This window comes from Pedobacter kyonggii (assembly GCF_004310665.1).
Taxonomy (GTDB): Bacteria; Bacteroidota; Bacteroidia; order Sphingobacteriales; family Sphingobacteriaceae; genus Pedobacter; species Pedobacter kyonggii.
Window position 1 is genome coordinate 119,898 of the sequence record NZ_SIXF01000010.1, and the last position, 24,804, is coordinate 144,701.

Below are 24,804 nucleotides of genomic sequence, written 5' to 3' on the forward strand. Positions count from 1 at the left end.
GTTTTTAAGGGTAAAGCAGTATCGTAATTGGTACTGCTTTTTTTATGGTAATGATTAAACAGTTACATTCTGCCCTTTTACATCAAATGCATCGCGTAAGCCTATGGCCAACACATTAAAGGCATAAACAGTGAACATAATGGCTAAGCCGGGCAAAACAGCTAAGTAGGCTGCATCCATAATGATATAACCATAATGTTCTTTAATCATACTCCCCCAACTGGGCATAGGTGGTTGAGCGCCAAAGCCTAAAAAGCTTAATCCTGTTTCCAGCAATATGGCTGATGCAAAATTAGATGAAGCAACAACTAAAATTGGCCCCGCGATGTTCGGTAATATATGTTTAATAATGGTTCTGCCCGTGCTAAAACCCAAGGCTCTTGCGGCCTCCACAAATTCGACTTCTTTTAAAGCCATTACCTGTCCGCGCACCAACCGGGCTACATCTACCCAGGTTGATAAGCCTACTGCAATAAAGATCTGCCAAAAGCCTTTACCCAAAGCGAAAGATATCGCAATAACGAGCAGTAACGATGGTAGTGACCAAACAACATTCATAAACCAGCTGATTGCTGCATCTACACGGCCACCAAAATAACCCGCTATGGCACCTAAGCTTACCCCAATAAAAAGAGAGATGAGAACAGCCATTAAACCTACCGATAGTGAAACACGGATGCCTAAAATCAATCGGCTTAATAAATCACGTCCGTAAATATCAGTTCCTAAAATATAAGTCTGTTTGTAGATATTGTTTTTCTCGAAAAGCAATTGTGGGGTACCTATTTTTGAGGGCAATACGCAAGAAGGGCACAAATCCTTCAGTTCATATTTCGTTTCTTTTGCTTTTTCATCGTTACCAATATATTCCTGCACAAAAACTGACTGGTCTTTGATCTTGTACGAGGTAATCGGGATACTTTTAAAAGTTGGTGTTTGCCCATTGAGCATCCGCTCAAAAAAGTTAAGTTTTTCTACTTTAGGGTTATTGCTAACAATTAAAAACGTAAATGTACTTCCGGGTTTCTTTTTGTTTAACTGGAGAATCTGAACGTTCGCATTCGGAGAATCATCAGGCATAATTAAATAACCCAAAATACCTATAACCATCAAAAGCAATATAAAGACCAACCCGCCGAAGGCAAATTTATTCCGCTTAAACTTTAACCATACTTTTTTTGATGGGCTATTATCCATTATCTAACCATTCTGCCTTTCCAATTGTATTTCCCACTGTTTCCTGCAATGCCGATGTACACCATATAAAGTACGTGCAGCACATTTAAAACAGGGATTAAAATGAGTAAACTGCGCCTTTTGGCGAAGCCGGTTACATCCCATAAAAATAAGGTTTCTAAAACCATTTTAACCAATAGTTGATAAAATGTGATCACCAAAAAACCCGGAATAAAAAGCCCGGTGATAAAATTTGCGAGAATAGAAAGGTTGAAGATCCAAATTAGTACCCCCAACACAATAATAGCCTTGTTTTTATAACGGGTACTTTTCGAAGCCCAGCGTTTGCGCTGCTGTATAAATGCACTTAAGGTTTCTTTTGCATGGGTGTACACAATGGCTTCTCTATTTTTAAGGAAACCGATCTGATCCGGATATTTGGCTGCAATTTTATGCAACAACAGCTCATCGTCGCCTGATGCCAGGTCATCTATTCCCTGGAAGCCACCAACTTCATAAAAAGTTACTTTTTCGTAGGCCAGATTTGCACCGTTACAGGTTGATGGCTCCTTGTTTCCAATGGTAGAAGCTCCTAAGCCAATAAGATATAGAAACTCTAAGGATTGTAATCTTTCAAAGAAACTTTTCTCCTGAAAATAAGCTACTGGAGAGGAGATCATTTTATACTTTTTATCTTCGTACAGATTTACAATGGTAGCCAGCCAATCGGGCCCCATCCTGCAATCGGCATCGGTGGTGATAATAAGATCGCCAGAACAAGTTCCTATTGCAGTTTGTATCGCCTTTTTTTTATATGAATTCAGCGCCCTATCTTCATTCAGCTTAATCAGTTTCACATTCCGGTCTGCATAGCTTAACACAATTTCTGCCGTACGATCGGTAGAATGGTCATCGATAATAATAATTTCGGTTAAAACCTTAGGATATCGCTGTGCAACCAGGTCATCAATGGCTTTGGCGATATTAGCTTCCTCATCCCTTGCGGCAACAATGATAGAAACTTTGGTTTGAGGATCGGAATCTTGTGGAGTAAAATAAACCAGGTTATGCCATCCTCTGATAAAATTAAGGACTAAAAAACCATAGATTAAGGTTAATGCAGCAGATAAAAGACTAATTAGATTTAAGATTTCCAAAAAAATTGAGTTTAAAAACGAAATAAGTGCCTAAGATAGCAGGAATTATAATATTTATGAGCCAAATACTTGCAGTACATGCAATAACAGCCACATGTTGATCAGTTACGTGTTTAAATAATTCAACAGCGGTAACACTCCTGATACCCACATCAAAAAGATCTAAAGATGGTAATGCCGATTGTACCAAAAAGAGCAAACAGGTCATCATAATGATATCTGCATAATGCAAACCTGGTATCAACCAGATAAACAGAATGAAATATTGTGAGCTAAATACCAGATAACGGGCAAAACAATAAGTGATGATTTTGAATAACTCTCTTTTTCGGTATCGGCCTAAAATGCTGTAAAATTTCTTGTACTTCCTGGTGAATTTAATGGAGAGCAGAATCCCATTTAACCACCGGATGTTAAAGTAAAAGACCAGAAAAAACAGACAGAAAAACACCGCCAGAATTACCACTGCAATAAACAGCACATGATCGACCGGGATAAAACGATAAACAAAAAAACAGGCCGCAATGGCTCCAAAAACATTCGTTAATACCAGTTGACCAATGCTGCCCACACTCATGGCTACTATGCCCACAACCCTTCTTTTAGGCGACAGGAAAAACACCCTTCCTCCATACTCTCCTAGCCTGTTAGGCGTAAAAATAGCCAGTGTTAATCCGCAAAATACCGATTCGATAGCGCGATAAAAACCAATGGGCTCAATGTGGCTCATGAGGTATTTCCATTTCCCGGCCTCTAAAAACCAATTCACAAACATCAGTAACACCACGATACCAATTACGGTGATAATTTCTATCTGACGGATATCTTTTAACAATGTACTAAAATCGCGAAGATTTCTGTTCGCAACAAGCTTATGGTAAATGAACCAAAAGGCAAATACTACAATTGCAGCTTTAATAAGAAATGATAATATTTTTTTGTTCTTGCCTGTCAAGATTATCTTTTTAGTTTGCAAATATGCTTAATATTGCTGTAATGTTGAACGAAAAAAAGGAACGGGTTATTATGGGCATTGATCCAGGCACGGCGGTGATGGGTTATGGCGTAATTTTAGAGAAGGGAAATAAAACAGAACTGATCAGTTTAGGGGTAGTTAAAATGACCCATTTAGATGATCCATTCCTTAAACTTCAACGTATATTCGAAAAAACAGTGGTTTTGATCGATCAGTACAAGCCAGATGTTCTGGCCATCGAAGCACCGTTTTATGGAAAAAATATTCAGGTTTTATTAAAACTTGGCCGTGCACAGGGTATCGCAATTGCAGCCGCGCTGTCGAGAAATATCTCGGTTACTGAATATTCTCCGCGTAAGATCAAACAATCCATTACAGGCAGCGGAAATGCCACGAAAGAGCAAGTAGCGGCTATGCTGCAACGTTTGTTAAACTTTAAAGAAACACCAGAGTTTTTAGATGCTACTGATGGATTGGCAGTAGCAGTTTGCCATTCTTTTCAAAAAATTACCACAGGGGGGAAATCTAAAACCTATTCGGGCTGGGAATCTTTTGTAAGCGATAACAAAACCAAGGTTAAAGGTTTAGCGGTTAAGGCGAAGAAATAAATATCGGTTGATGACTCACCAACCGATAGAAAGCGAATGACGATGACAGGTTACGAGGTATCGTCATTCCCAGCTTGATTGAGAATCCTAATGCTATAAGCTTTAAGATTTCCTCCTGCGCGGGAATGACGCCCGATGGAATAGATTCTTATTACCTAGCCTGATCTATCATGTTTTTAGTCGCTTCAGCCATTGCCAGTTTATTCTTCCGGATAAAATATTTTATAGTGAAGAATACCACGATACCTACTAATATAAGCATCCATAAATTGGAAATTGCAATGATGATTTCTTTAAAGATCGTCCAGCCATTTACAATACCCAACCAAAGCCTGTTTATAAATGCCGGGCGGTAGTCGTACAGATTGTCATTGGCAACAATCATCGTTTTAATGGTGTTATCCTGATAAAAATTAAGGGTAATGGTACTGAATTTTACACGGCTATCGATTTGCATATTCTCGATTTTCTTATCCACATAATCATCTTTGATATAGAGAGAGGATTCTACATTGGCACTTTTTTTTGAGGCTACTTTATTGATTTTTTCAATCGCATCGACTCTATTCTGAGCTTTTAGTTTATTGGCTAAATAAGCGATGCTTTGATCATCCATTTTCATCGATTGGTGATCTACAAAGACAGCCATTTTTGCAATGGTATTGGTAAATTCGTCTAGTTTCTCAGATGGAACCTTGGCCACCAGATAACCTTGTGTACGGTAGGAAGTAATTTCTTTTAGCGAATCGGTAGATTGTTTAACCTTATCAGTTTCCTGGATGGAGCTTTCGATAGAAAACTCCGCCACCGTTCCGCCTTCGGCTTTGATGGTTTTACTGAGCTGTTCTTTGGTGTTTTGAACGTCTTTCACCCTAAAACGCATATCTGCAGTTTTAATGATTTTTTCAGCTGCTGTAGTATCTGCAGATTCTTTGTTTAATTCCTGTGTGTCGACGGCATCGGCACTTGCATATTTTTTATTTTCATTTTGGCAGCCAAAAATTGTTAAAATTATGGCTATAGCAATAATATTCCTTTTCATGATTGTGTGGTTCTAAATAAATAATCATTTTAAATATTTGCTTCAAATGGCCATAAGAAGTTCAGCGTTTTGGTTAGCTTTTAACGCTGTGTTTTCCCTTAATACCATAATCGTATTTAGGTAACCCAATATTGAGCTTGGAGTAGGGAGAAGGGAGTTTGGAGGGGTTTTTCGTTTATTTACCTGGAGTCTTTAATTGTGTCTTTTTTGAAAAGCAGGTTACTGTATACATCGGTTCCGAAAGCTCTGCCATTCGCTTTACCTCCCTGCGTTCTGTGCCCGCTTCTGTCCCTTAGGTTTAAATTACTTAGGCAGACCTTTCTATCCTAAACCCGACAGCCGCGATAGCCCCTGATTCTTCATCAGGGCTAAAGCAAATGGCGGGACTGCTGTAACCTAAATGCTTCTGAATTTGCTTTTCAAAAAAAGAAAGTAATATTATTTTTTAATGGCCTCAATAAAGGCTGCAAGATTTAAAATCTGATGGATTTGTGCTTAAAAACAAAAAAGCCGATCATGAATAAACATGATCGGCTTTATATTTTATAGTAGAACGCTTATGCGTCTAATATTTTGAATACACCTTTAATGGCAATAATTGCACCGATGAACAAAACAATCCAGGATGCTAAAGATACTTGCCACGAATCGTAAGCGAAACGTGCGTAAGTACCCACCATGCAAACCAGTACACCAAAAATCATTAATTTATAAATTCCTGGCTGGTTAGCCGTTTTCATACTTTCTGTATTGTGCTTTAATTCGTTGTTCTCCATAATGTTTATTTTTATGATGCTGCAAAAGTAATACTTATTGCTGAATAATTATAAAACTTAGTAACTTTTTAATCGTTCTAATCTTTGTTTCGCTTTATCTTTATCACTAAGTTTTTCTCCCTGATACAAAGGCTTTTCCCAATCGCCATACATTGGGTTTGGTAACACGATATACTTTGTTCCAAATAGGTTCTGATTTGCGTTTACCTGCTCAAAGGTATTTTTGTTTTCGCGATAAAAAACATTGCTGAAATCGCTTAAATTATCGCCACATAACAGGAGAATATTATGCGTTTCATTTATTTTTTGGCGGCGCGGTTCTTTATTTGATGTTCCTTTCGATACCACTAAATGTGCATCATCTGCATATGGAAAGCCGAAATGTTGAAGATTTTTCAATGTTGCGGTATAATCCTTTTCATCTCGGTTGCTCACATAAAATGTTTCGATATGCTTTGATGCTGCAAACTTAAAAAAAGCCAACGCCCCCGGAACAGTATCAGCCCGGGCCAGATTTGTCCATTCGGTCCAGTCAGCAGGCACATAACTCAGTCCTTTTTTTATTTCGTGCCCTTGAAAGGCTGAATTATCTAAAACAGTTTCGTCAATATCAACAATCACGCAATTTGGCTTTTTGCTGGTATCGGCCCATAATGCTTCTTTTAGTGATAAACGGGCAAAGTTATAAGCCTGAAAACATAACGCCCTGTACTCGCCCGAAGTTTGCTGCCAAAGCACTGCATTGGTATAATCACGGGCAGGATTTTGAGCCTTTGTAAAAAACGGAAAAGCAGATAAGATGATAAAGATGTATTTTTTCATTATTGATATTATACCGCAAAGATATTAAAAGACTATCATTAACCAGGCCTGAAAAAACTTGCAAAGCGGCTCTTATGTAATTTGTATGGAAATACTTTAAATACAATATATGCAAGTAAAAGGTAGACTACGGAGCAACTACAATAATCAGAATAATTTTCTATCAATTAAGGTTTAGTTATAAAAATAACTATTTTTGAGCACACACAAATAAAATCAATTACTATGAAATTTAAACACTTACTAGGGGTAGCTATTGCCCTATTTTTCTTTGCGGCCTGCAAGAAAGATGCCCCGATTATTGAACCTCCGGTAGTTATCGAAAAAGAAGACCCTTTAGAATATGCTCATGACAGTATATCTTACAGTATCGACGGGATCACTTATAAACTATCTAAATATTCCAGTTTCTACAGTGCCAGTAATAGACAACCGTATTCAAAAGTAGATTCAATTGTCGGCAACGGTTATTATATATCTGGTATTAAAGATTCTGTTTTATACTCAAGGAAATATGGAATGTATAATGATGAGCAAAAAGTGGACATAATATTTATTAAAACTTATAATAAAGCATCGATGTTGCAATCACTGATTTTGAGGCCAAAAGATATTATGGATTTATTTACAGTGGGGCAGAGAAATTACGCGCTGGATTATGGTAGAGATAATATCCAAAACGGTGTTGCTATAAGCATCTCTAATGGATTTAAAACATATGGTTCAGAATCATTTAGAACACCACCACAATTAAGCGCTGATGCTCAAAATAATTCAAAATTTGAAATCACAAGTTTAAAGAAATTAAAGTCTGGCACATATATTTTAGAAGCTAAATTTAATGCAACGGTTTACAACGAAAAGAACGTGAGCAAAAAATTAGAAAATGGATATTTGAGATTAGTTATGAGTAAATATGACTCAATCTTATAAATAAGTAAGATGCCCATTCCAATTTAAGAATGGGTATCTTAGTTTTATCAACAAACGATTAACCATTCAAAAAACTTCCTCTTTCGGTTTTTGATAATATTAAAGTTTCTGCTTCTGGATAAGCTTTTGTAAAAGTTGTAGGGATTTTATTTTTACTTCTTTCGCTCCATTTAAACTCAACAGCTAAAAATTTTTCTTTTGTTTTTTCTATATAATCAATTTCCTGTTGTTGCGTGGTACGCCAGAAAAAGCATTCCGCTTCTACCTGGTTCTGGTGCAAAAACTTCATCCGTTCAGCAATCATATAATTTTCAAACAATGCACCCACATCATTTCTATTAGCTATTGAATTAAAATTCCGCGTAATGGCATTCACAATGCCCGTATCATAAAAATAGATTTTCTTATTTTTTTTAATTTCGTTGCGCACATTACCCGAAAATGCCGGCAGCGTAAAAACCACGAAAGATTTTTCGAGTAGACCAATGTATTTATCGACGGTTTTCTGATCGGCCTTTACCAGTTGCGCCAGTTCAGAAAAGTTAACTTCGCTCCCAATCTGTAAAGCCAAAGCCTTTACAATTTTCTCGAACAGCAGTGGCTTCTTCACCTCCCCGAGTGCAAATAAATCCTTATACAGGTAGCTATCGGAAAGTAATTTTAAATGCTCTTCGGCATGCTGTGGATCGTTAATAATTTCAGGATAAGAGCCATATATTAAACGTTGCTCCAGCGATCTTTCTTCGGTAATGAAATCGGTATCGTTTACCAGTTCGGCATAAGAGAAAGGGAGAAGCATCATTTCATACTTACGACCAGTTAAAGGCTCGTTAATCTTACCTGATAGTTCAAAGGCTGAAGAGCCTGTAGCAATTACCTGAACATTTTTAAATCGATCTACAATGATTTTAATCAATAATCCTACATCACTTATCCGTTGAGCTTCATCTATAAATAAAACTTCGTAATTACCAAGCATTTGGCCAATCTGTATAGCATTCGGTTTAGCTAATGTTTCTCTTACATCAGCATCATCTCCGTTGAGGTATAAAGTCTTTTTATCCACTCTAGCCAACAATTGTTCAACAAAAGTCGTTTTCCCTGTTTGCCTAGGTCCAAATATGATAAAAGCTTTTCCTTTAAAAAGCCTTGCAAAAGCATAATCCAGCTGTTTTCTTATAATCATGGCCAATTATCATAATACAAAAGTATAATAATTTTGGATTACAATCCGTAAAAAACATAATAATTTTGGATTACAATCCACAAAAAACATAATAATTTCAGATTTAGAATAGTATAGATCACAAAAAACCCATTTCAATTAAGAAATGGGTTTTTTATTTTTCAAGACTTGGGACTAAAAACTCCCAACACCAAACTAAATGTTATCCATTTAATGCTGCGGCACCACTTACAATCTCAGTTAACTCAGTTGTAATTGCAGCCTGGCGTGCCTGGTTGTATGAAAGTTTTAAGGCTTTCAATAATTCGCCAGCATTTTCTGTTGCTTTATCCATTGATGTCATACGTGCACCGTGCTCAGAAGCGTGAGAATCTAAAACGGCTTTGTATAACTGAATTTTAACTGATTTAGGGATCAACTGTCCTACAATCTCTTCTTGCGAAGGCTCTAGAATGTAATCAACATTGGTCGTTTTACTTTCAATCTTGGTTTCTTCTGCTTTTGGTAAAGGCAACAACTGCTCAGTTGTAATAAACTGAACCGCTGCATTTTTAAAACGATTGTAAACAACCTCCACTTTATCAAACTCACCTTTAATAAAACCGGCCATAATGGTATCGGTAATTTTGGTTACGTTTTCGAAAGTTAAAGCAGCATACACTTCATTATTATTACCAATTACATTATAATTACGTTTTTCGTAAAAATCCTGAGTTTTCTTACCGATAGAAATAATGCTTACATTACCGTTTTTCAACTGTTCGCTATATTTCTCAGCAATTAAATTGTTGGCCGCTTTAATCACGTTCATGTTAAAAGCACCTGCCAAACCACGGTTTGATGATACTGTTACAATTAAAACCTTATTAGGTTCACGCTCTTGTATAAAAGGCGATGAAGACCCTTCTAAACTTGCTGATAGATTACCTAAAATCTCTTTCAGTTTAGTTGCATAAGGACGTAAAGCGATAATTGCATTGGTAGCACGTTTCAACTTAGCTGCCGAAACCATTTTCATAGCCTTGGTAATCTGCTGCGTTGATTGTACCGATGCAATCCGGTTTCTTACTTCTTTTAAATTAGCCATTTTTTAAGTATCGAGTATTAAGTGTCAAGTATCAAGAATGGATTCGTTTATCTATCTTGATACTTGATACTCATTACTTGTATCTAATTAGTATTTACTTGAAATCTCTTTTGCTACTGTATCTAAAACGCCAGTAATGGTATCATCAAATTTACCAGCTTTTAATGCCGCTAAAGTTTCTGGATGACGCATTTCCAATTGAGTTAAATACTCAGTTTCGAATTCTTTCACTTTATCAACCGGTACGCTACGCATTAAGTTTTTAGTACCCGCATAAACAATAGCGACCTGTTTTTCAACTGTAAAAGGTGTAAACTGAGCTTGCTTTAACATTTGTACGTTACGTGCACCTTTATCTAAAACCGATTTTGTTGCAGCATCTAAATCAGAACCGAATTTAGAGAAAGCCTCTAACTCGCGGTATTGAGCCTGATCTAATTTTAAAGTACCTGCTACTTTTTTCATCGATTTGATCTGCGCATTACCACCTACACGTGATACCGAGATACCTACGTTAATTGCCGGACGGATACCTGAGTTGAACAAATTCGACTCCAAGAAGATCTGACCATCAGTAATCGAAATTACGTTAGTTGGAATGTATGCTGATACGTCACCTGCCTGAGTTTCGATAATTGGTAATGCAGTTAATGAACCGCCACCTTTAACGATATGTTTGATAGATTCAGGTAGATCGTTCATTGCTTTTGCGATATCATCGTTAGAGTTGATTTTCGCAGCTCTTTCTAACAAACGACTGTGTAAGTAGAAAACGTCACCTGGATAAGCTTCACGGCCCGGTGGACGACGAAGTAATAAAGATACCTCACGGTAAGCAACAGCTTGTTTAGATAAATCATCATAAACAATTAAAGCTGGCCTACCAGTATCACGGAAAAATTCACCAATTGCAGCACCTGCAAACGGAGCATAAAACTGCATTGGAGCAGGATCTGCAGCCGACGCGGCAACAACAACTGTATATGGTAAAGCGCCGTTTTCTTCCAATGTACGTACAATGTTAGCTACAGTAGAGTTTTTCTGACCAATAGCAACATAAATACAGAACACAGGCTGGCCTGCTTCATAAAATTCTTTTTGGTTGATAATGGTATCGATACAAACCGCAGTTTTACCAATCTGACGGTCGCCAATAACCAACTCACGTTGACCACGACCGATTGGAATCATTGCATCAATTGCTTTAATACCAGTTTGTAAAGGCTCATTTACCGGTTGACGATAAATTACACCTGGTGCTTTACGCTCTAAAGGCATTTCGTAAGTTTCACCTAAGATTGGACCTTTACCATCTAAAGGCTCACCTAAAGTGTTCACTACGCGGCCAAGCATACCTTCACCAACTTTAATAGAGGCAATTTTTTTGGTACGTTTAATCGTATCACCTTCTTTGATCTCGTCTGAAGCACCCAAAAGTACCACACCAACGTTATCTTCTTCAAGGTTTAATACAATACCTTGTAGGCCGTTTGCAAATTCAACTAATTCTCCCGATTGAACTTTAGTTAAACCGTAAACACGGGCAATACCGTCGCCCACTTGCAACACGGTACCAACTTCTTCCAGTTCGGTTTCTGATTTGAAGCCCGCCAATTGCTGTCTGATAATTGCCGATACTTCGTCTGGTCTTACCTCTACCATAATTTTACTTTATATCTTTTTGTAAATGTTTAGTGCTTAGCGCATGGCGCTTGGCATTTATTCGCCATCCGCTTATCGCAATACTTTTTTGTTTAGCGGTTAGTGTTTGGCGTTTATTTTCCGTACACCTATGCTATATTATTTTCAAATTTGGCTCCCTTGTGAATCAACGCTTAGCGCCCCACGCAAAACGCCACGCGCTTACTGCGCAAATTCTTTTCTTAGTTTACTTAAACCGCTGGCAATACTTGCATCAAATTGCTTATCACCAACTTTTAATATAAAACCACCAATTAATTTTTCGTTAATTTTTTCGTTAACAATAACCTGGTTGGCGTTTAATTCTCTTTTTACAATCGCAATAATCTGCTCTTTAGCCGCAGGGCTTAAAGTACTTGCAGTAGTTACATCAGCAGTAACAATACCCTTAATTAAGTTATATTGTTGAACGAACTGTTTAGCAGTGGCAAATAAAATCGCCGAACGGCCTTTGTTTACCACAATCTTGAAAAACGAGATGGTTAGTTTACTTACTTTATCAGCAAAAATACCGTTCAAAATACCTGTCTTTTTATCTAAAGGTACAATCGGGTTTTTTAATATCGCTTCTAGTTCAGGGGTTTCATCAACCACTTTCTCAAACAAAACCATATCATTATAAGAAGCTTCCAGCGCATTGTTTTCAACGGCTAGGTCTATTAATGATTTGGCGTATCTGCTTGCAACTTTAATTTCTGACATATCTTTTGGGTTGGCGTTTAGCGGTTAGCGTTTAGCACGCCCGTCGCTTTACGCAATACGCTTAGTTTAATTCAACGTCTTTTAACAAGTTAGCTACTAAAGTTTCTTGTTTTGCTTTATCATCTAACTGTGTACGTAAAACGCGTTCAGCAATTTCTAATGATAAAGAAGAAACCTGGTCTTTAACTTCAGCCAAAGCTGCTTTCTTTTGGTTCTCGATTTCGATTTTAGCTTTCTCGATCAATTTAGCACCTTCAACCTGAGCTTGTTTTTTAGCTTCGTTTAAGATACCATCTTTTAAGGTTTTAGCTTCCTTTAAAATCTCATCGCGTTCTGCACGAGCTTGTTGCATCAAATCCTGATTTTGGCTGGTTAAACGAGCCATTTCTTGTTTGGCCAATTCAGCTTTGTTAAGGGCCTCATCAATACTTTGCTCACGTTCGTGAATAGCACCTAAAATAGGTTTCCATGCAAATTTTCTAAGTAATATCAATAAGCAGATGAATGCTATCGAGGTCCAAAAAACCAATCCTATGCTTGGGGTTACTAATTCCATTTTATCTAATTTTTAAAAACAATCTTTTTAATAGGGCTGGGTAAATAACCAATCGTTAAATACCCAACCAAATTTCTTCAGTGATTATTAACCGTTTAAGCCTAATAATGCAACTACTACACCGAATAAAGCAGCACCCTCAATAAGGGCAGCAGCGATAATCATTGCAGTCTGAATTTTTGATGCAGCTTCTGGTTGACGAGCAATACCTTCCATTGCTTTACCACCTACTTGACCGATACCGATACCTGCACCGATTACTGCTAAACCGGCACCAATTGCCGCGATTGAACCTACCATAACTAATTTAATTTATATTAATTTGTAAAAAATAGTTTTCTATTAATGATGCTCTTCTACTGCCATACCAATAAACAAGGCAGTTAATAATGTAAAAATAAAGGCCTGTAAAAACGCCACCAACAATTCTAACACATCCATAAATAAAACGAATGCAACAGAAACCGGAGCAATAGCCAATGTTTCGAAAATAAAAATTAAGGAGATTAAACTTAATACGATAATGTGGCCAGCTGTAATGTTTGCAAATAAACGAACCATTAAAGCGAATGGCTTAGAAATGATACCAATTAATTCAACAGGAATCATAATCGGATACAACCAAAAAGGAACATCTGGTTTAAAAATGTGTTTCCAGTAGTATTTGTTACCATTAATATTTACGATGATTAAAGTTCCAAGCGCCATTACAAAAGTCAAGGCAATGTTACCTGTAACGTTAGCACCACCTGGGAAGATTGGAATCAAACCAAATAAGTTATTGAATAAGATAAAGAAAAACGTAGTCAACAAATAAGGCATAAACTTAGCATATTTATGACCGATGTTCGGTTTAGCAATATCATCTCTAACAAAAACAATAATTGGTTCTACAAAAGATTGCAAACCTTTTGGCGCTTTACCTACACGTTTACGATAAGAAGCTGCCACTGAAATAAATATTACAAGTATTACAAAAATCGCAACGAACATTGCTGCAACGTTTTTAGTAATAGAGAAATCCAAAACAGATTTACTCGCTTCCTCATCGATTTTTCCATCAGCACCAACCACTTTAATATGATCTTCCTCTAAACGATAATTATTGTATTTACCATTGTAATCATGCTCTCCATGATGGAAATGACCAGAAGAGAAAACCTCTAAACCGTTAGCAGTATATAAAATTACTGGAAGAGGCAATGAAGTATGTCCCCAAAGATGCCACATATGCGAATCGGCAATGTGCTCCATGATCACTTTAGTGGGCTCGAATTTTTCTTCACCATGTTTAGCAGCGCCATGCTCACCAGAAACTGCTTCGGCAGATCCGGCTACAACACTATCAATAGGGACAACAGCGCTATCAACCTGGGCGAAAGTATCAATTTTGATAGATAAAAACGCGATTAAAAGCGTAAAAACAACAATTAGTCTTTTAACTTTCGACACAAAAACTTGGTTACAATCCATTTATTGGCAGTTTTTTACTTTAAATTTTGGTGGCGCAAGTTACGTAACAAACAGTAAATTTCAAAGGCCGTAAACAATAAATATAAAGAAAAAAAATTAAGCAGAAATACAAGCCCAATTCCCTTCGCTTTTATACTGTAAATCAACACAAAAGCCATACAAAAAATCATCTTCACTGCAATTGATCCCATAATTGCCATAATGCCTACTTCAGGATCGCGTTTTATACCAATATCAACAAGCATATAAGCCACGTAAGTTATGCCGGCCAAAAAGCCAAACATCACCCAAAAGTTATTTACGAACAATTGTTGATCAGGAAATACGACAGGTAAAACGGCAATTACACCTATTAAGAGGCCTACGAAAATGAAATAGATACTGGTAAATTTGGCTAGAGTCAATGTATAATTTCTTAGCAGATAAAAACTTCGGCAAAGATAAGGTTTTTAGTATCAAGTAAGTAGTAAGGGAGAGAAATATTGTAAGGATGGTTTATTGGTTAACTGTTTAAACTGGTTAATCGGTTAATTGAAGAATTGTTTCATTGTTAGTTTGGTTAACCGAAAACCGAAAATTGCTAACTGAAAACTTACGGCTTAGTCGCCTGCCTGATGGCTTGATAAAGAGCGATCCCTACCCCTGCCAAAGCAAATGCCGCGGTAATCAAGTTGGTTTTGCTGTTTCTATGCTCATCAATTTTGTAACCAATAAAAGTAAGCAAGCCAATGGTAGCAATCATCTGGAAGCCAATAGCCGAATATTTGGCGGCGGCATTTACCTTTTTCTTTGTATCCCCTTCTTTCGGATTTTCCATTTTTTAATGCAATAATTAAATTAACTTTGAATAATTAAAATTTGTTACCAAATAAAATATTTTTCTACATATATTGTTTATTGTATATCCACCTAAGAGATTTATCATACTTGAAAAATTACGCTAACAAACACTTAAATCCCTTCTTCATCTTTTTTAGTGTCCTCCTTATATATGGCTGTGTCGCAAATAAAGATACGGCAGTAGATCGCAGGTTTCAAAACTTAACGGCAAGGTATAACTATATCTACAACTCCAATGTTTTACTAACTGAGTACAATGAGAGCCTATTACAAAGTTATGCCGATAATTATGAAAAAACACTGCCTGTTTATCTCGATCCAGAGCCACAGGTAAATCTGGTGCTTACACCAGGGATAGCCAATAAACAGCTCGATGACGTTATTACTAAAGGACAAACTGTTATAAACGATAAAAGTTTTAGTAATTATATTGATGATGCCTATATGCTTTTGGGCAAGGCTAATTACTTAAAAGGAAACTATTTTATTGCATCAGAATACTTTGACTATACGGCTAAAACCTATAATAACGATTTAAAAACATTCATTATGGCCATGAACTGGAAAGCACGTAGCCAAATGCAATTGAACAATATGGTACTGGCCGATAAAATTCTTGATACCATGTTGCGTGCTTCTGACGAGCTGAAGAAAGATCTGGCAGAGCCATTGGCAACTGCTGCTCAAATGCGCATTTATCAGAACCGAAATAAAGAAGCCATCCTGTTTTTAGAATCAGCAATTGCACTTCCAGCAGAAAAACAGCTTCGTATACGCTGGCGTTTTATCCTTGCGCAGTTGCAAGAAAAAGAAAAGAATCTTCAGGATGCCTATGCCAATTTCACCAAAGTAGAAAAAAGCAACGCCCCTTTTGAAATGTATTTTCATGCCAATTTAAACCGCATTAAACTACGTGCACTGTTAAGCGGCGTAAAACTGAACAAGGAAGAACAGCTTTTAGCATTACTTAAAGACGATAAAAACTTCGACTATACCGATCAGATTTATTATCAGGTTGGAGAGCTCTTTTCTGCTGAAGGAAACTTTGTAAAAGCTGAAGAAAATTACCACAAATCAGTTGCAAAAAGTACAAGGAACCAGAACCAAAAGGCACTCTCCTATTTAAGAATAGCAGATTTAAACTTTAAAGAGTTTAACAACTACATTAAAGCAAAGTTGTATTACGATAGTACAGTAATGATTTTGCCCAAAAACTTTCCTGATTATGATAATATTGTTAAAAAAGCCGATAACCTGAAATATTTGACCGATAGGTACACCATTATTTCAAAGGAAGATACTGCCCAGGCCATAGCTAAAATTCCTGCTGGCGAGCGTGAGGCTAAGGTTAAAGCTTATTTAACACCGAAGATTGAGGTGAGCAATACCGGAGGGGTAATTAGTAACCAGTATTTAAACGACCCAGATTTTCCCAATCAATCGTTAAATGCTTCGAATAAAATTGCCGGAAATACCTTTTATTTTAACAATAATGCAGCAATAAGCAATGGCTTTGGCGATTTCAAAAAACGTTGGGGCAACCGGCAATTGGAAGATAACTGGAGACAAAGCACCAAGTCTTCTGCTCAGGAAACCAATCAGGTTTTGGCAGGTGGGAATGTAGCTACCGGAATCACACCTGCAAATGGAGAAACGAACCAAGCGGCTGTAGACCAAACCACATTAGAAAAACAGTTTTTGGACGGTTTGCCAACCACTCCGGCTCTATTGGCTACCTCCGATCAAAAAATCATTGATGCTTATTTCGAAATCGCCAGCTTTTATCAACAAGAGCTGAACGATAAACCTGAAGCAAACAAGATCTATCTGGAACTGATTAAAAGGTATCCAGATAACAATCATTTAGCTGCCATTTACTACAGTTTATACCTTAATTATAAAGGTACCGATGAGGTAAAATCAGATCAGTATAAACAGTTGGTGCTTACTAAATTCCCGGAATCTAATTTTGCCAAGAACATTTTAGATCCATCCTATTCGGCTAAACAAACTGAAATGGAGAACATCGCCATCAACAATTACAATGTCGCCTTTGATGCCTATGCGAAAAAAGATTATGCAAATGTGGTAAAGCAAGCTGACGATAACATCACTGCTTTCCCCAATAATGATCTGGCACCCCAATATGCCTATTTAAAAGCAATTGCTATTGGCCGTACAGCAAAGGTTGATCCCCTGCTTACCGAATTTAACCAGATTACCACACTTTATCCAAACGATAAAATTATTACACCATTGGTACGCGATCATTTAAAATACATTGAAGCAAACCTCGAGGAATTTAAACAAAGGCCAGTTGCTCTTGTCGATTTTGATGCCAATGCGCCGCGTTTTATGAGCCAGGCTACGCCAATTGCTGTTCCAACAAAACCTTTGGTAACAGATAATGCCACTTTAAAAACAGCAGAACCTGCTTCTGTAGCTAAACCTGTTGAGGTTAAGCCTGCCGATCCTACCAAACCGGCCAGCATTTTCAGCGCAGCTAAATCAGAAGAATACTATTATGTAATAGATGTTGCCGATGTAACCTTAACATTAAGTTCATCGCGTTTTGGGATAGGGCAATTTAACCGCGGTAATTATCCTGATAATGATTTGGAACATAAATTGGTAGAGTTAGATAATGATCAGCTAATTTACATTACAAGTTTTATCGATCTTGAAGATGCGAAAATTTATGAATCGAGCATTATAGGCCAGTTAAAGAACATTATGAAGGTTCCGACCAACTTATATAAAGGTTTTATCATCAGTAAAGAAAACTTCGAAAAGCTAACAGACCGTTCGCGTATCAACGAATATCTGGAGTTTTTAAAAGACAATTACAAATAAGGAACATGGTTTAAGCGAGTAGCGAAAAACCTATTCTATAAAAAATTAATAAATTTGCATCCAAAATCTTCTATGCTGGAGATTGATGGAAAATAACAATACAAAATGAATAAGTCTCTTTCTGCACAAGAAACAAAAAGATATAGTTTAGTCATCTGGAAAATACTGATCGGGGGAATAGCCCTTTTTGCGATTTTCATTTCGATGATCGGTTTGGGCCTTTTTGGTGCCCTACCATCTTTCAGGGATATCGAACACCCAAAAAGTAATCAGGCTTCAGAAATTATTGCTGAGGATGGTCGTCCCTTAGGTACTTATTTTGTTCAGAACAGATCGAATGTGACTTATAAAGAAATTTCTGAAAATGTAATTAACGGGCTAATTGCAACAGAAGATACCCGCTTTAAAGAACACTCAGGCATAGATTTTAAGCGTACCTTCACCATTATCGGTTACAATTTAATCGGCAAAAAACAAGGTGCAAGTACCATTACACAACAATTAGCTAAAAATCTTTTCCCAAGAGAATCGAACCTAAATTTTTTCTCCCTGGTGTTAACCAAGTTTAAAGAGTGGATTGTTGCCGTTAAATTAGAGCGCAACTATACCAAAGAGGAAATTATTACCATGTATTTAAATACGGTCGATTTTGGTAACCAGGCTTATGGTATTAAATCAGCAGCCAGGGTTTATTTCAATACCACTCCTGATAAATTAACCTTAACACAGGCAGCAACCTTAGTAGGCATGCAAAAAGGGATAACTATGTATTCGCCAACGCGTCATCCTGAGCGCTCGAGAGACCGTAGAAATACCGTAATGGCTATGATGCTTAAATCTGAGCTGCTAACCCAACAGGAATTTGATGAGCAAAAAGAGAAACCCTTAAACCTACATTTTAATGCAGCAACCGTTAACGACGGTATTGCACCATATTTCCGCTCGGTATTGAAAAATGATATTAAAAATATTTTTCAGGAGCAATCGATTACCAAACCTGATGGGACACCTTACGATTTAGACCGCGATGGTTTGAAAATTTATACCACATTGAATTATGATATGCAGGTATATGCCGAAGAAGCGCAAAAAGAATATATGAAAGTGCTACAGGCGCAGTTTATCGCCAGCTGGAAAGGCAGAAACCCATTTAAGGATAAAACTTTACAGATTGAACAGGGTATTAAACGCTCTGACCGTTATAAATCGTTAAAACTGGAAGGTAAATCGGATGATGAGATTAAGGCTGATTTCAACACCAAAACAGAAATGAGCATTTTTACCTGGAAGGGTAATATTGATACGGTGATGAAACCAATTGACTCTGTACGTTATTACAAAATGTTGTTGCGCAATGCCATGATGACGATGGACCCGACTAACGGACATGTAAAAGCGTGGGTTGGCGGAATTAACTACGAGCATTTTAAATACGACCAGGTTAAAATGGGAACCAGGCAGGTAGGCTCAACTGCTAAGCCGTTTACCTATGCTGTTGCGATCGAAAATGGTTATTCTCCATGTTACACTGTACCAAACGTTCCGGTAACCATTGACGGTTATGGAGAGCCATGGACACCAAGAAATTCAGGGAAACCACTACCGGGCAGCATTACTTTACAAAAAGCACTGGCTTACTCGCAAAACTTTGTTACCGCTTATTTAATGAAACAGGTTGGTCCTGTGGCGGTATCTACATTAGCCACGAAAATGGGGATTCCTAATGTTCCGGCATTTCCATCGATTTGTTTAGGGACATTCGATTCGTCAATTTATAATATGGTTGGGGCTTATGGCGCTTTTGCAAATAAAGGAACCTATACCAAGCCGATTTATTTGTTAAGAATTGAAGATAAAAATGGTGTGGTATTATTTTCTCAAAAGGAAATACCAAAGCCGATTATGAGCGAGGAGGTTGCTTATGTAATGACCCGAATGCTTAAAGGTGTAGTAACCAACGGAACTGGGTCGAGGTTGAATTATAAATACAAAGTAAATGCACCCATAGGGGCTAAAACAGGTACTACTCAAAATAACTCTGACGGTTGGTTTATGGCCATTACCCCGCAATTGGTAACCGGTATCTGGACAGGTTGCGAAGATAGGGCATTCCACTTTATCAGTACCAACCAGGGTGAAGGTGCCAATACCGCTTTGCCTATTTTTGCAGGTTTTATCAAAAGAGTATATGCCAATCCGGCCTTAAAAATTAGTCATGCTGATTTTGAAGCGCCAAAATCTGGTGTTTCGATTACCTACGATTGCAACCAATACCAGCAGCAGGAAGAAGGTGCAACCGAATTAGATGAAAAGTTGGGTTTCTAATGCTTTATGGGTTGCGTGAAGGATAGCAGTGGAAATCCTTTTGTGTCGCCTTTAGCGCAGCCAAAAGGCAACAAAAGATTGTAACGGATAGCCTGACCCTTTGCGCAGCTTAGGGACACGTCCAAATTATAAATTACACTAAATCGACGTCCACTTAATCAAAATTATCCCTCTCGAATCCTATTTTTGTAAATAATGAGCAGTTTCGACCATAAAACAGCATTAACAGCTATTCCACATAAACCCGGTGTTTACCAATATTGGGATGCTGATGGAAAGCTCATGTATATTGGAAAGGCGAAAGACCTGCGCAACCGTGTGGGCTCATATTTTAATAGCGACAGAAACCAGTTTAATGGCAAAACAAGGGTGCTGGTATCCAAGATCCGTAAAATTACTTTCACTATTGTTGATACGGAAATTGATGCCTGGTTGCTCGAAAATAGCTTAATTAAAAAACATCAGCCAAAATTTAACATCAACCTAAAGGACGACAAAACCTATCCCTGGATTATTGTTAAAAACGAGAATTATCCCCGGATCTATTGGACAAGGAAGGTGATTAAAGATGGTTCTACCTATTTCGGTCCTTATGGCTCGATAGGCATGATGCATACTATTTTGGATCTGATTAAAGAAACCTATCCCCTTCGTACCTGTAGTTTACCCTTAACGGAGAAAAATATAGCTGAAGGGAAATTTAAAGTTTGCCTGGAATATCAAATTGGCAACTGTAAAGGTCCTTGTCAGAATTACCAGACCGAAACGGACTACGATAAAAATATAGGTGAGATTAAAGAAATCCTGAATGGCAAAATCGGAAATGTAATCCGGGATGTTAAAGGAATTATTAAATCGGCATCAGAAAACCTGAACTTCGAACTGGCGCATCAATATGCAAGGAGATTAGAAGTACTGGAAAAATACCAAAGCAAATCTACTGTGGTAAATAGCGCCATTACCAATGTTGATGTAGTCAGCATTGCATCAGATGAACGCTATGCGTTTGTTAATTACCTGAAGGTGATGAACGGAACGATTATCCAGACGCAGACCATCGAAGTTAAAAAGCAATTAGATGAGAGTGATGATGAGATTTTAACATTGGCGATGTTAGAGTTCAGAACGAAGTTCAGCAGCACCTCCAAAGAGATTATTGTTCCTTTTGAGCCGTCGTTAGAAGATGAAAGTTTAAAGTTCACTGTGCCTAAGCTTGGCGAGAAGAAAAAACTCCTGGAACTTTCGCAAAAGAATGTTTTGTTCTTCAAAAAAGAGAAACTTAATCAATACGAAAAATTAAATCCCGATTTGCGCACTGATCGTATTTTAACGACCATGCAGAAAGATCTGCGTTTAACCCAGCTTCCCAAACACATAGAATGTTTTGATAACTCTAACTTTCAGGGAAAATATCCAGTTTCGGCGATAGTTGTTTTTAAAGATGCAAAACCATCGAAAAAAGACTACCGCCATTTTAATGTGAAAACGGTCGAGGGTCCAAACGATTTCGCTACTATGGAAGAAGCCGTTTTCCGCCGTTACAGGAGGATGTTGGATGAAAACCAGACATTACCCCAACTTATCATCATTGATGGTGGTAAAGGGCAGCTTTCGTCGGCTGTGAAGAGTTTAAAGTTATTGGGCATAGAGAATAAAGTTACTGTAATTGGTATTGCTAAACGTTTGGAAGAACTCTTCTATCCTGGCGATTCCTATCCACTGTATCTGGATAAAAAATCGGAAACCTTAAAAGTGATCCAACAGCTACGTGATGAAGCCCACCGCTTTGGGATTACCTTCCACCGCAAGAAACGCGATCAAGGGACGCTTAAAACTGAACTTGAACAGATTGAAGGTATCGGCAAAACTACCGCAGATAAACTGCTAACCCATTTTAAATCGGTTAAAAAAATTAAAGAGGCTACCGAAAAAGAACTGGCAGAAGTGCTGAATAAAAAACAGATGATTACCCTTCAGGCTTATTTTAACCAGGAATAACACTTTTAAGAGGAATCAAAGAAGGAGTTCCTTGAAACACCACGGCCAAAATGACGATATAGCAAAAAAGGCTCCGATTTATTATCGAAGCCTTTTAATAAGGTTAGTATTCCCAAAGACCTTGTTCGTAATCAAGAACAGATTTTTTAATCCTTTCTGATTCGTACAACCTTTCTCTAGGATTGGCAATAATATCTCTGATTTTATTGTCTCCAGGATTTGACTCTTTAACAATATAGCTATTGAATAAGCGACGGATAAAGAAATCATCGAAACTCAGTGAAGAAGCATCATTATTGGTATTAATCAAACGTTTCTTCGTTAAAATCTCCCTAGCCTCCGGATAGTACACCCAAAATACTGGCTGCCATTGTTTAGAAACCTCATTGTATTTTAATGGTGCAATACCTACAATACGCGGTTCGAAAACAGAACGCTTGGTATCGAAAATCCAGTCTTCTTTAATTCTGAATTTCAGAAATAGCTCCGGGTTAAAATCATTAACTACAGTAGTAACCGTTCCGGTTTTGTTATTCGAAACCTCTGCTGTTCCTAAAGCCGATTTGGAAGCAGAATCTGCCGACATTGGGTTGAGAAAAGCATCATCTTCGTTCAACGCACTATCAATTGGTGAATACGCTGTTAGTTCATCTTTCTTAATTGCGGCAATCAATACATCAATTAGACGAGATTTTGGCGATTTTAAGGCTGAATTAACCGTATCACGTAAGTCAATTTCTCTCCAGATCCGTTTTGCATAAAAAACATCCTCTTCTCTTACATCTGCCAAAGGAACCATTTCAGTACTATCAATGTCCTTACGGGCATAGAAACCATCTTTAGGTGGTACCTTAAGTTTCTTTTTAGCTGTTTTAACAGGGGCTTTAACCGTATCTGCCACAGTGGGTGCGGCAACTACTGGTGCAGCTTTCTTTGGTGCTAACTTGGTTGGTTTTTTTTGTGCAAAAGCAAACGAGGTTAACAAAACTAAAATAGCAATACTTAAAATCCTTTTCATCTTCTTTTTATTTTACGCTAAACGCTAATGAAGGCAAAATTCTTTGACGACCATCTGGCCCTACAGAAACAATATCTTCAAAAAACACCCTTGTACCAGGCGTAATTGAGTTTATTGCACCCTTAACCGCACCTGCGAAACTTCCACCACTACCAGAAATGGTAACTGCATCAGAACGCGGTTTTATAATTGTTAACTTATAACGTTGTATTTTAAACTTAACATCGAAAGGAAAATCATCCAGATCTGCTTCAATTTCAGTTTCGCTTTTTAGCTGTACTGAAGCTACATCACCTCCAGCGCGGCCGCCAACCTTAGCTACCGGAGCAGGAATAGCTTTAACCCTGAATTTTTGTGAGCCTAAGCTAACCGTTTTACCAGCGTTATTTGCGGATACATTAATAGATACTTCCTGACCAACCATGCTTCCCGGAACGTTAACATTATAGTTTCCGTTACCACCAGACATTGAACCTCCTGAAATGGATGCACGAACACTTTCTAGTGGGAAACCTGCAGCCGATACCGTAAATGGATTAGCAATACCTGCATAAATTACATTCAGTTTTGTTGAAGAAACAGATGCAGATGGTTTCGCTACCTGATAAGTTTGTGGTTGGGTTTTGTATTCTTTTACCTGACCATCGGTTTGGCGAACACGAACCGTACCAACCCATGTAAACTGGCCAACACTACTTGTACCACCGCTATAAGTTCCCTTACCATCTTTAACAGATAATTTACTTCCATTAACGGTAATATCAGGAGTTGACCGCGAATCGCTGGCTGTTAAAAATACTTCAGCAGTATAAGGTTGTCCCTGGATTACATAAGAAGTTGGCGCTACCGCAACTGCCGCAAACTGATCCAAATTAACTTGTGCTTTATCCATATTCCCGAACAATTTCTTAACTACTTCTGCTTCAGCGTTTTTGGTGTCTGTCTGCAGTTTGGTTAAAATCGTCATTGCAGCAGTTAATGGTGTTCCCTCACCAAAATATGTTTCCTGCCAGTTTCCTTTTCTTTTTCTTGCAGGATCTTTAGCTTCGAGAGAGAATGAAACATTCGCTCTGTCAGCCGGGTCTAACAAAGAGATTAATTTTTCGCGCGTGGCATTAATTCTCTTTTTCAACTCATCTGCTTTCTTTTGATTGATCATGATATCCTGTGCAATATCCTGATTTGATCTATTTACCAAATCGTCAGTTTCCGGATCAATTCCATCACCTGCCTGGGTAAATTCTTTCTTAATGCTTTCAATATAATTATTCAAATCATCAGCGGCCTTCTGTGCCTGTTTTGCCTTATCGTAAATTGGCTGTGCACGGGCTGGCTCTTCTTTCAACTTCGAGTTTTCGAAGGCAGAAAATAACTGATTAATACTTGTATTTACATTGTTTTTAGAAGTATCCAAACTATCGTTGATATTTTTGAATGCATCTAAAATGGTATCTGATACGTTTAAGGCGAGCATAGCCAACAATACCAAATACATGATATTGATCATCCGCTGCCTTGTTGTTTCTTTTCCGCCTGCCATGTTTGATGTAGCTTTTCCTTTAAAAATTAAAAACT

The 24,804-nt window shown here is 37.7% G+C and carries 22 protein-coding genes; 5 read left to right on the plus strand and 17 right to left on the minus strand.

Translation table 11 applies throughout. The features are described from left to right. Positions 1–54: 54 nt before the first annotated feature. The 3 genes from EYS08_RS12500 to EYS08_RS12510 are packed head-to-tail and all read right to left on the minus strand — an operon-like array spanning position 55 to position 3,288. Positions 55–1,197, minus strand: coding sequence for an ABC transporter permease (locus EYS08_RS12500; RefSeq protein ID WP_131030355.1), 1,143 nt, complete (start codon positions 1,195–1,197; stop codon positions 55–57). Continuing rightward, positions 1,197–2,333 carry a glycosyltransferase family 2 protein gene (locus EYS08_RS12505; protein WP_131030356.1) on the minus strand — a complete coding sequence of 379 codons (1,137 nt, stop codon included), beginning with the start codon at positions 2,331–2,333 and terminating at the stop codon, positions 1,197–1,199. Before EYS08_RS12505 ends, EYS08_RS12500 begins: the two co-directional genes overlap by 1 nt. Next, positions 2,311–3,288, minus strand: coding sequence for a lysylphosphatidylglycerol synthase domain-containing protein (locus EYS08_RS12510; RefSeq protein ID WP_131030357.1), 978 nt, complete (start codon positions 3,286–3,288; stop codon positions 2,311–2,313). The genes EYS08_RS12505 and EYS08_RS12510 overlap by 23 nt, the downstream gene beginning before the upstream one ends. 41 nt (positions 3,289–3,329) lie before the next feature. On the opposite strand from EYS08_RS12510, the gene ruvC reads away from it, so the two are divergent. Next, positions 3,330–3,917, plus strand: a complete 588-nt coding sequence (ruvC, locus tag EYS08_RS12515; RefSeq protein WP_131030358.1) for a crossover junction endodeoxyribonuclease RuvC — start codon at positions 3,330–3,332, stop codon at positions 3,915–3,917. A 151-nt stretch (positions 3,918–4,068) separates the two neighbouring features. On the opposite strand, the gene EYS08_RS12520 is transcribed toward ruvC, so the two are convergent. From EYS08_RS12520 to EYS08_RS12530, 3 genes are all read right to left on the minus strand, one after another. Beyond that, positions 4,069–4,959: a DUF4349 domain-containing protein gene (locus EYS08_RS12520; protein ID WP_131030359.1), complete on the minus strand. Its 891-nt coding sequence runs from the start codon at positions 4,957–4,959 to the stop codon at positions 4,069–4,071. Positions 4,960–5,516: 557 nt separating this feature from the next. Further along, a complete protein-coding gene (locus EYS08_RS12525) occupies positions 5,517–5,735 on the minus strand; it encodes a hypothetical protein (protein ID WP_029278686.1) in 219 nt (72 codons plus the stop codon). Between the two features lie 57 nt (positions 5,736–5,792). After that, positions 5,793–6,557 (minus strand): 5'-nucleotidase, lipoprotein e(P4) family, encoded by a 765-nt coding sequence (locus EYS08_RS12530; RefSeq protein WP_131030360.1) that lies wholly within the window; start codon positions 6,555–6,557, stop codon positions 5,793–5,795. A 225-nt stretch (positions 6,558–6,782) separates the two neighbouring features. Here EYS08_RS12530 and EYS08_RS12535 point away from each other — a divergent pair, with 225 nt between their 5' ends. Further along, on the plus strand, positions 6,783–7,490 hold the full coding sequence (locus tag EYS08_RS12535) for a hypothetical protein (RefSeq protein ID WP_131030361.1): 708 nt from the start codon (positions 6,783–6,785) through the stop codon (positions 7,488–7,490). Between the two features lie 58 nt (positions 7,491–7,548). Here the strand turns inward: EYS08_RS12535 and EYS08_RS12540 are convergent, their stop codons facing one another. The 9 genes from EYS08_RS12540 to EYS08_RS12580 all read right to left on the minus strand — a co-directional run bounded on the left by EYS08_RS12540 (position 7,549) and on the right by EYS08_RS12580 (position 15,012). Beyond that, positions 7,549–8,676, minus strand: a complete 1,128-nt coding sequence (locus EYS08_RS12540) for an ATP-binding protein (RefSeq protein ID WP_131030362.1) — start codon at positions 8,674–8,676, stop codon at positions 7,549–7,551. Positions 8,677–8,878: 202 nt separating this feature from the next. Continuing rightward, complete coding sequence (gene atpG / locus EYS08_RS12545) at positions 8,879–9,763, minus strand: ATP synthase F1 subunit gamma (RefSeq protein WP_131030363.1); 885 nt, start codon at positions 9,761–9,763, stop codon at positions 8,879–8,881. Positions 9,764–9,850: 87 nt separating this feature from the next. Beyond that, the gene (atpA, locus tag EYS08_RS12550) at positions 9,851–11,425 is read right to left on the minus strand and encodes a F0F1 ATP synthase subunit alpha (RefSeq protein WP_131030364.1); all 1,575 of its coding nucleotides are present in this window, start codon (positions 11,423–11,425) and stop codon (positions 9,851–9,853) included. A 201-nt stretch (positions 11,426–11,626) separates the two neighbouring features. After that, positions 11,627–12,166, minus strand: coding sequence for an ATP synthase F1 subunit delta (gene atpH, locus EYS08_RS12555; RefSeq protein ID WP_131030365.1), 540 nt, complete (start codon positions 12,164–12,166; stop codon positions 11,627–11,629). A 61-nt stretch (positions 12,167–12,227) separates the two neighbouring features. Next, a complete protein-coding gene (locus EYS08_RS12560) occupies positions 12,228–12,722 on the minus strand; it encodes a F0F1 ATP synthase subunit B (RefSeq protein WP_131030366.1) in 495 nt (164 codons plus the stop codon). Positions 12,723–12,809: 87 nt separating this feature from the next. Next, complete coding sequence (atpE, locus tag EYS08_RS12565) at positions 12,810–13,022, minus strand: ATP synthase F0 subunit C (protein WP_025144011.1); 213 nt, start codon at positions 13,020–13,022, stop codon at positions 12,810–12,812. A gap of 42 nt (positions 13,023–13,064) precedes the next feature. Beyond that, on the minus strand, positions 13,065–14,195 hold the full coding sequence (gene atpB / locus EYS08_RS12570) for a F0F1 ATP synthase subunit A (protein ID WP_131030367.1): 1,131 nt from the start codon (positions 14,193–14,195) through the stop codon (positions 13,065–13,067). A gap of 14 nt (positions 14,196–14,209) precedes the next feature. Then, on the minus strand, positions 14,210–14,599 hold the full coding sequence (locus EYS08_RS12575) for a hypothetical protein (RefSeq protein WP_244215943.1): 390 nt from the start codon (positions 14,597–14,599) through the stop codon (positions 14,210–14,212). Between the two features lie 188 nt (positions 14,600–14,787). Continuing rightward, positions 14,788–15,012: an AtpZ/AtpI family protein gene (locus EYS08_RS12580; protein WP_131030368.1), complete on the minus strand. Its 225-nt coding sequence runs from the start codon at positions 15,010–15,012 to the stop codon at positions 14,788–14,790. Between the two features lie 110 nt (positions 15,013–15,122). On the opposite strand from EYS08_RS12580, the gene porW reads away from it, so the two are divergent. The 3 genes from porW (at position 15,123) to uvrC (ending at position 22,211) form a co-directional block, all read left to right on the plus strand. Next, a complete protein-coding gene (porW, locus tag EYS08_RS12585; protein ID WP_131030369.1) occupies positions 15,123–17,888 on the plus strand; it encodes a type IX secretion system periplasmic lipoprotein PorW/SprE in 2,766 nt (921 codons plus the stop codon). A gap of 105 nt (positions 17,889–17,993) precedes the next feature. After that, positions 17,994–20,213 (plus strand): transglycosylase domain-containing protein, encoded by a 2,220-nt coding sequence (locus EYS08_RS12590; RefSeq protein WP_131030370.1) that lies wholly within the window; start codon positions 17,994–17,996, stop codon positions 20,211–20,213. 195 nt (positions 20,214–20,408) lie between these two features. Beyond that, positions 20,409–22,211: an excinuclease ABC subunit UvrC gene (gene uvrC / locus EYS08_RS12595; RefSeq protein ID WP_131030371.1), complete on the plus strand. Its 1,803-nt coding sequence runs from the start codon at positions 20,409–20,411 to the stop codon at positions 22,209–22,211. A gap of 103 nt (positions 22,212–22,314) precedes the next feature. Here uvrC and porN read toward each other — a convergent pair whose 3' ends face one another. Beyond that, positions 22,315–23,229, minus strand: a complete 915-nt coding sequence (gene porN / locus EYS08_RS12600) for a type IX secretion system ring subunit PorN/GldN (protein WP_131030372.1) — start codon at positions 23,227–23,229, stop codon at positions 22,315–22,317. Between the two features lie 7 nt (positions 23,230–23,236). Beyond that, entirely contained in the window at positions 23,237–24,769 is a 1,533-nt protein-coding gene (gene porM, locus EYS08_RS12605) for a type IX secretion system motor protein PorM/GldM (protein ID WP_131030373.1), read from the minus strand. Between the last annotated feature and the right edge of the window lie 35 nt (positions 24,770–24,804).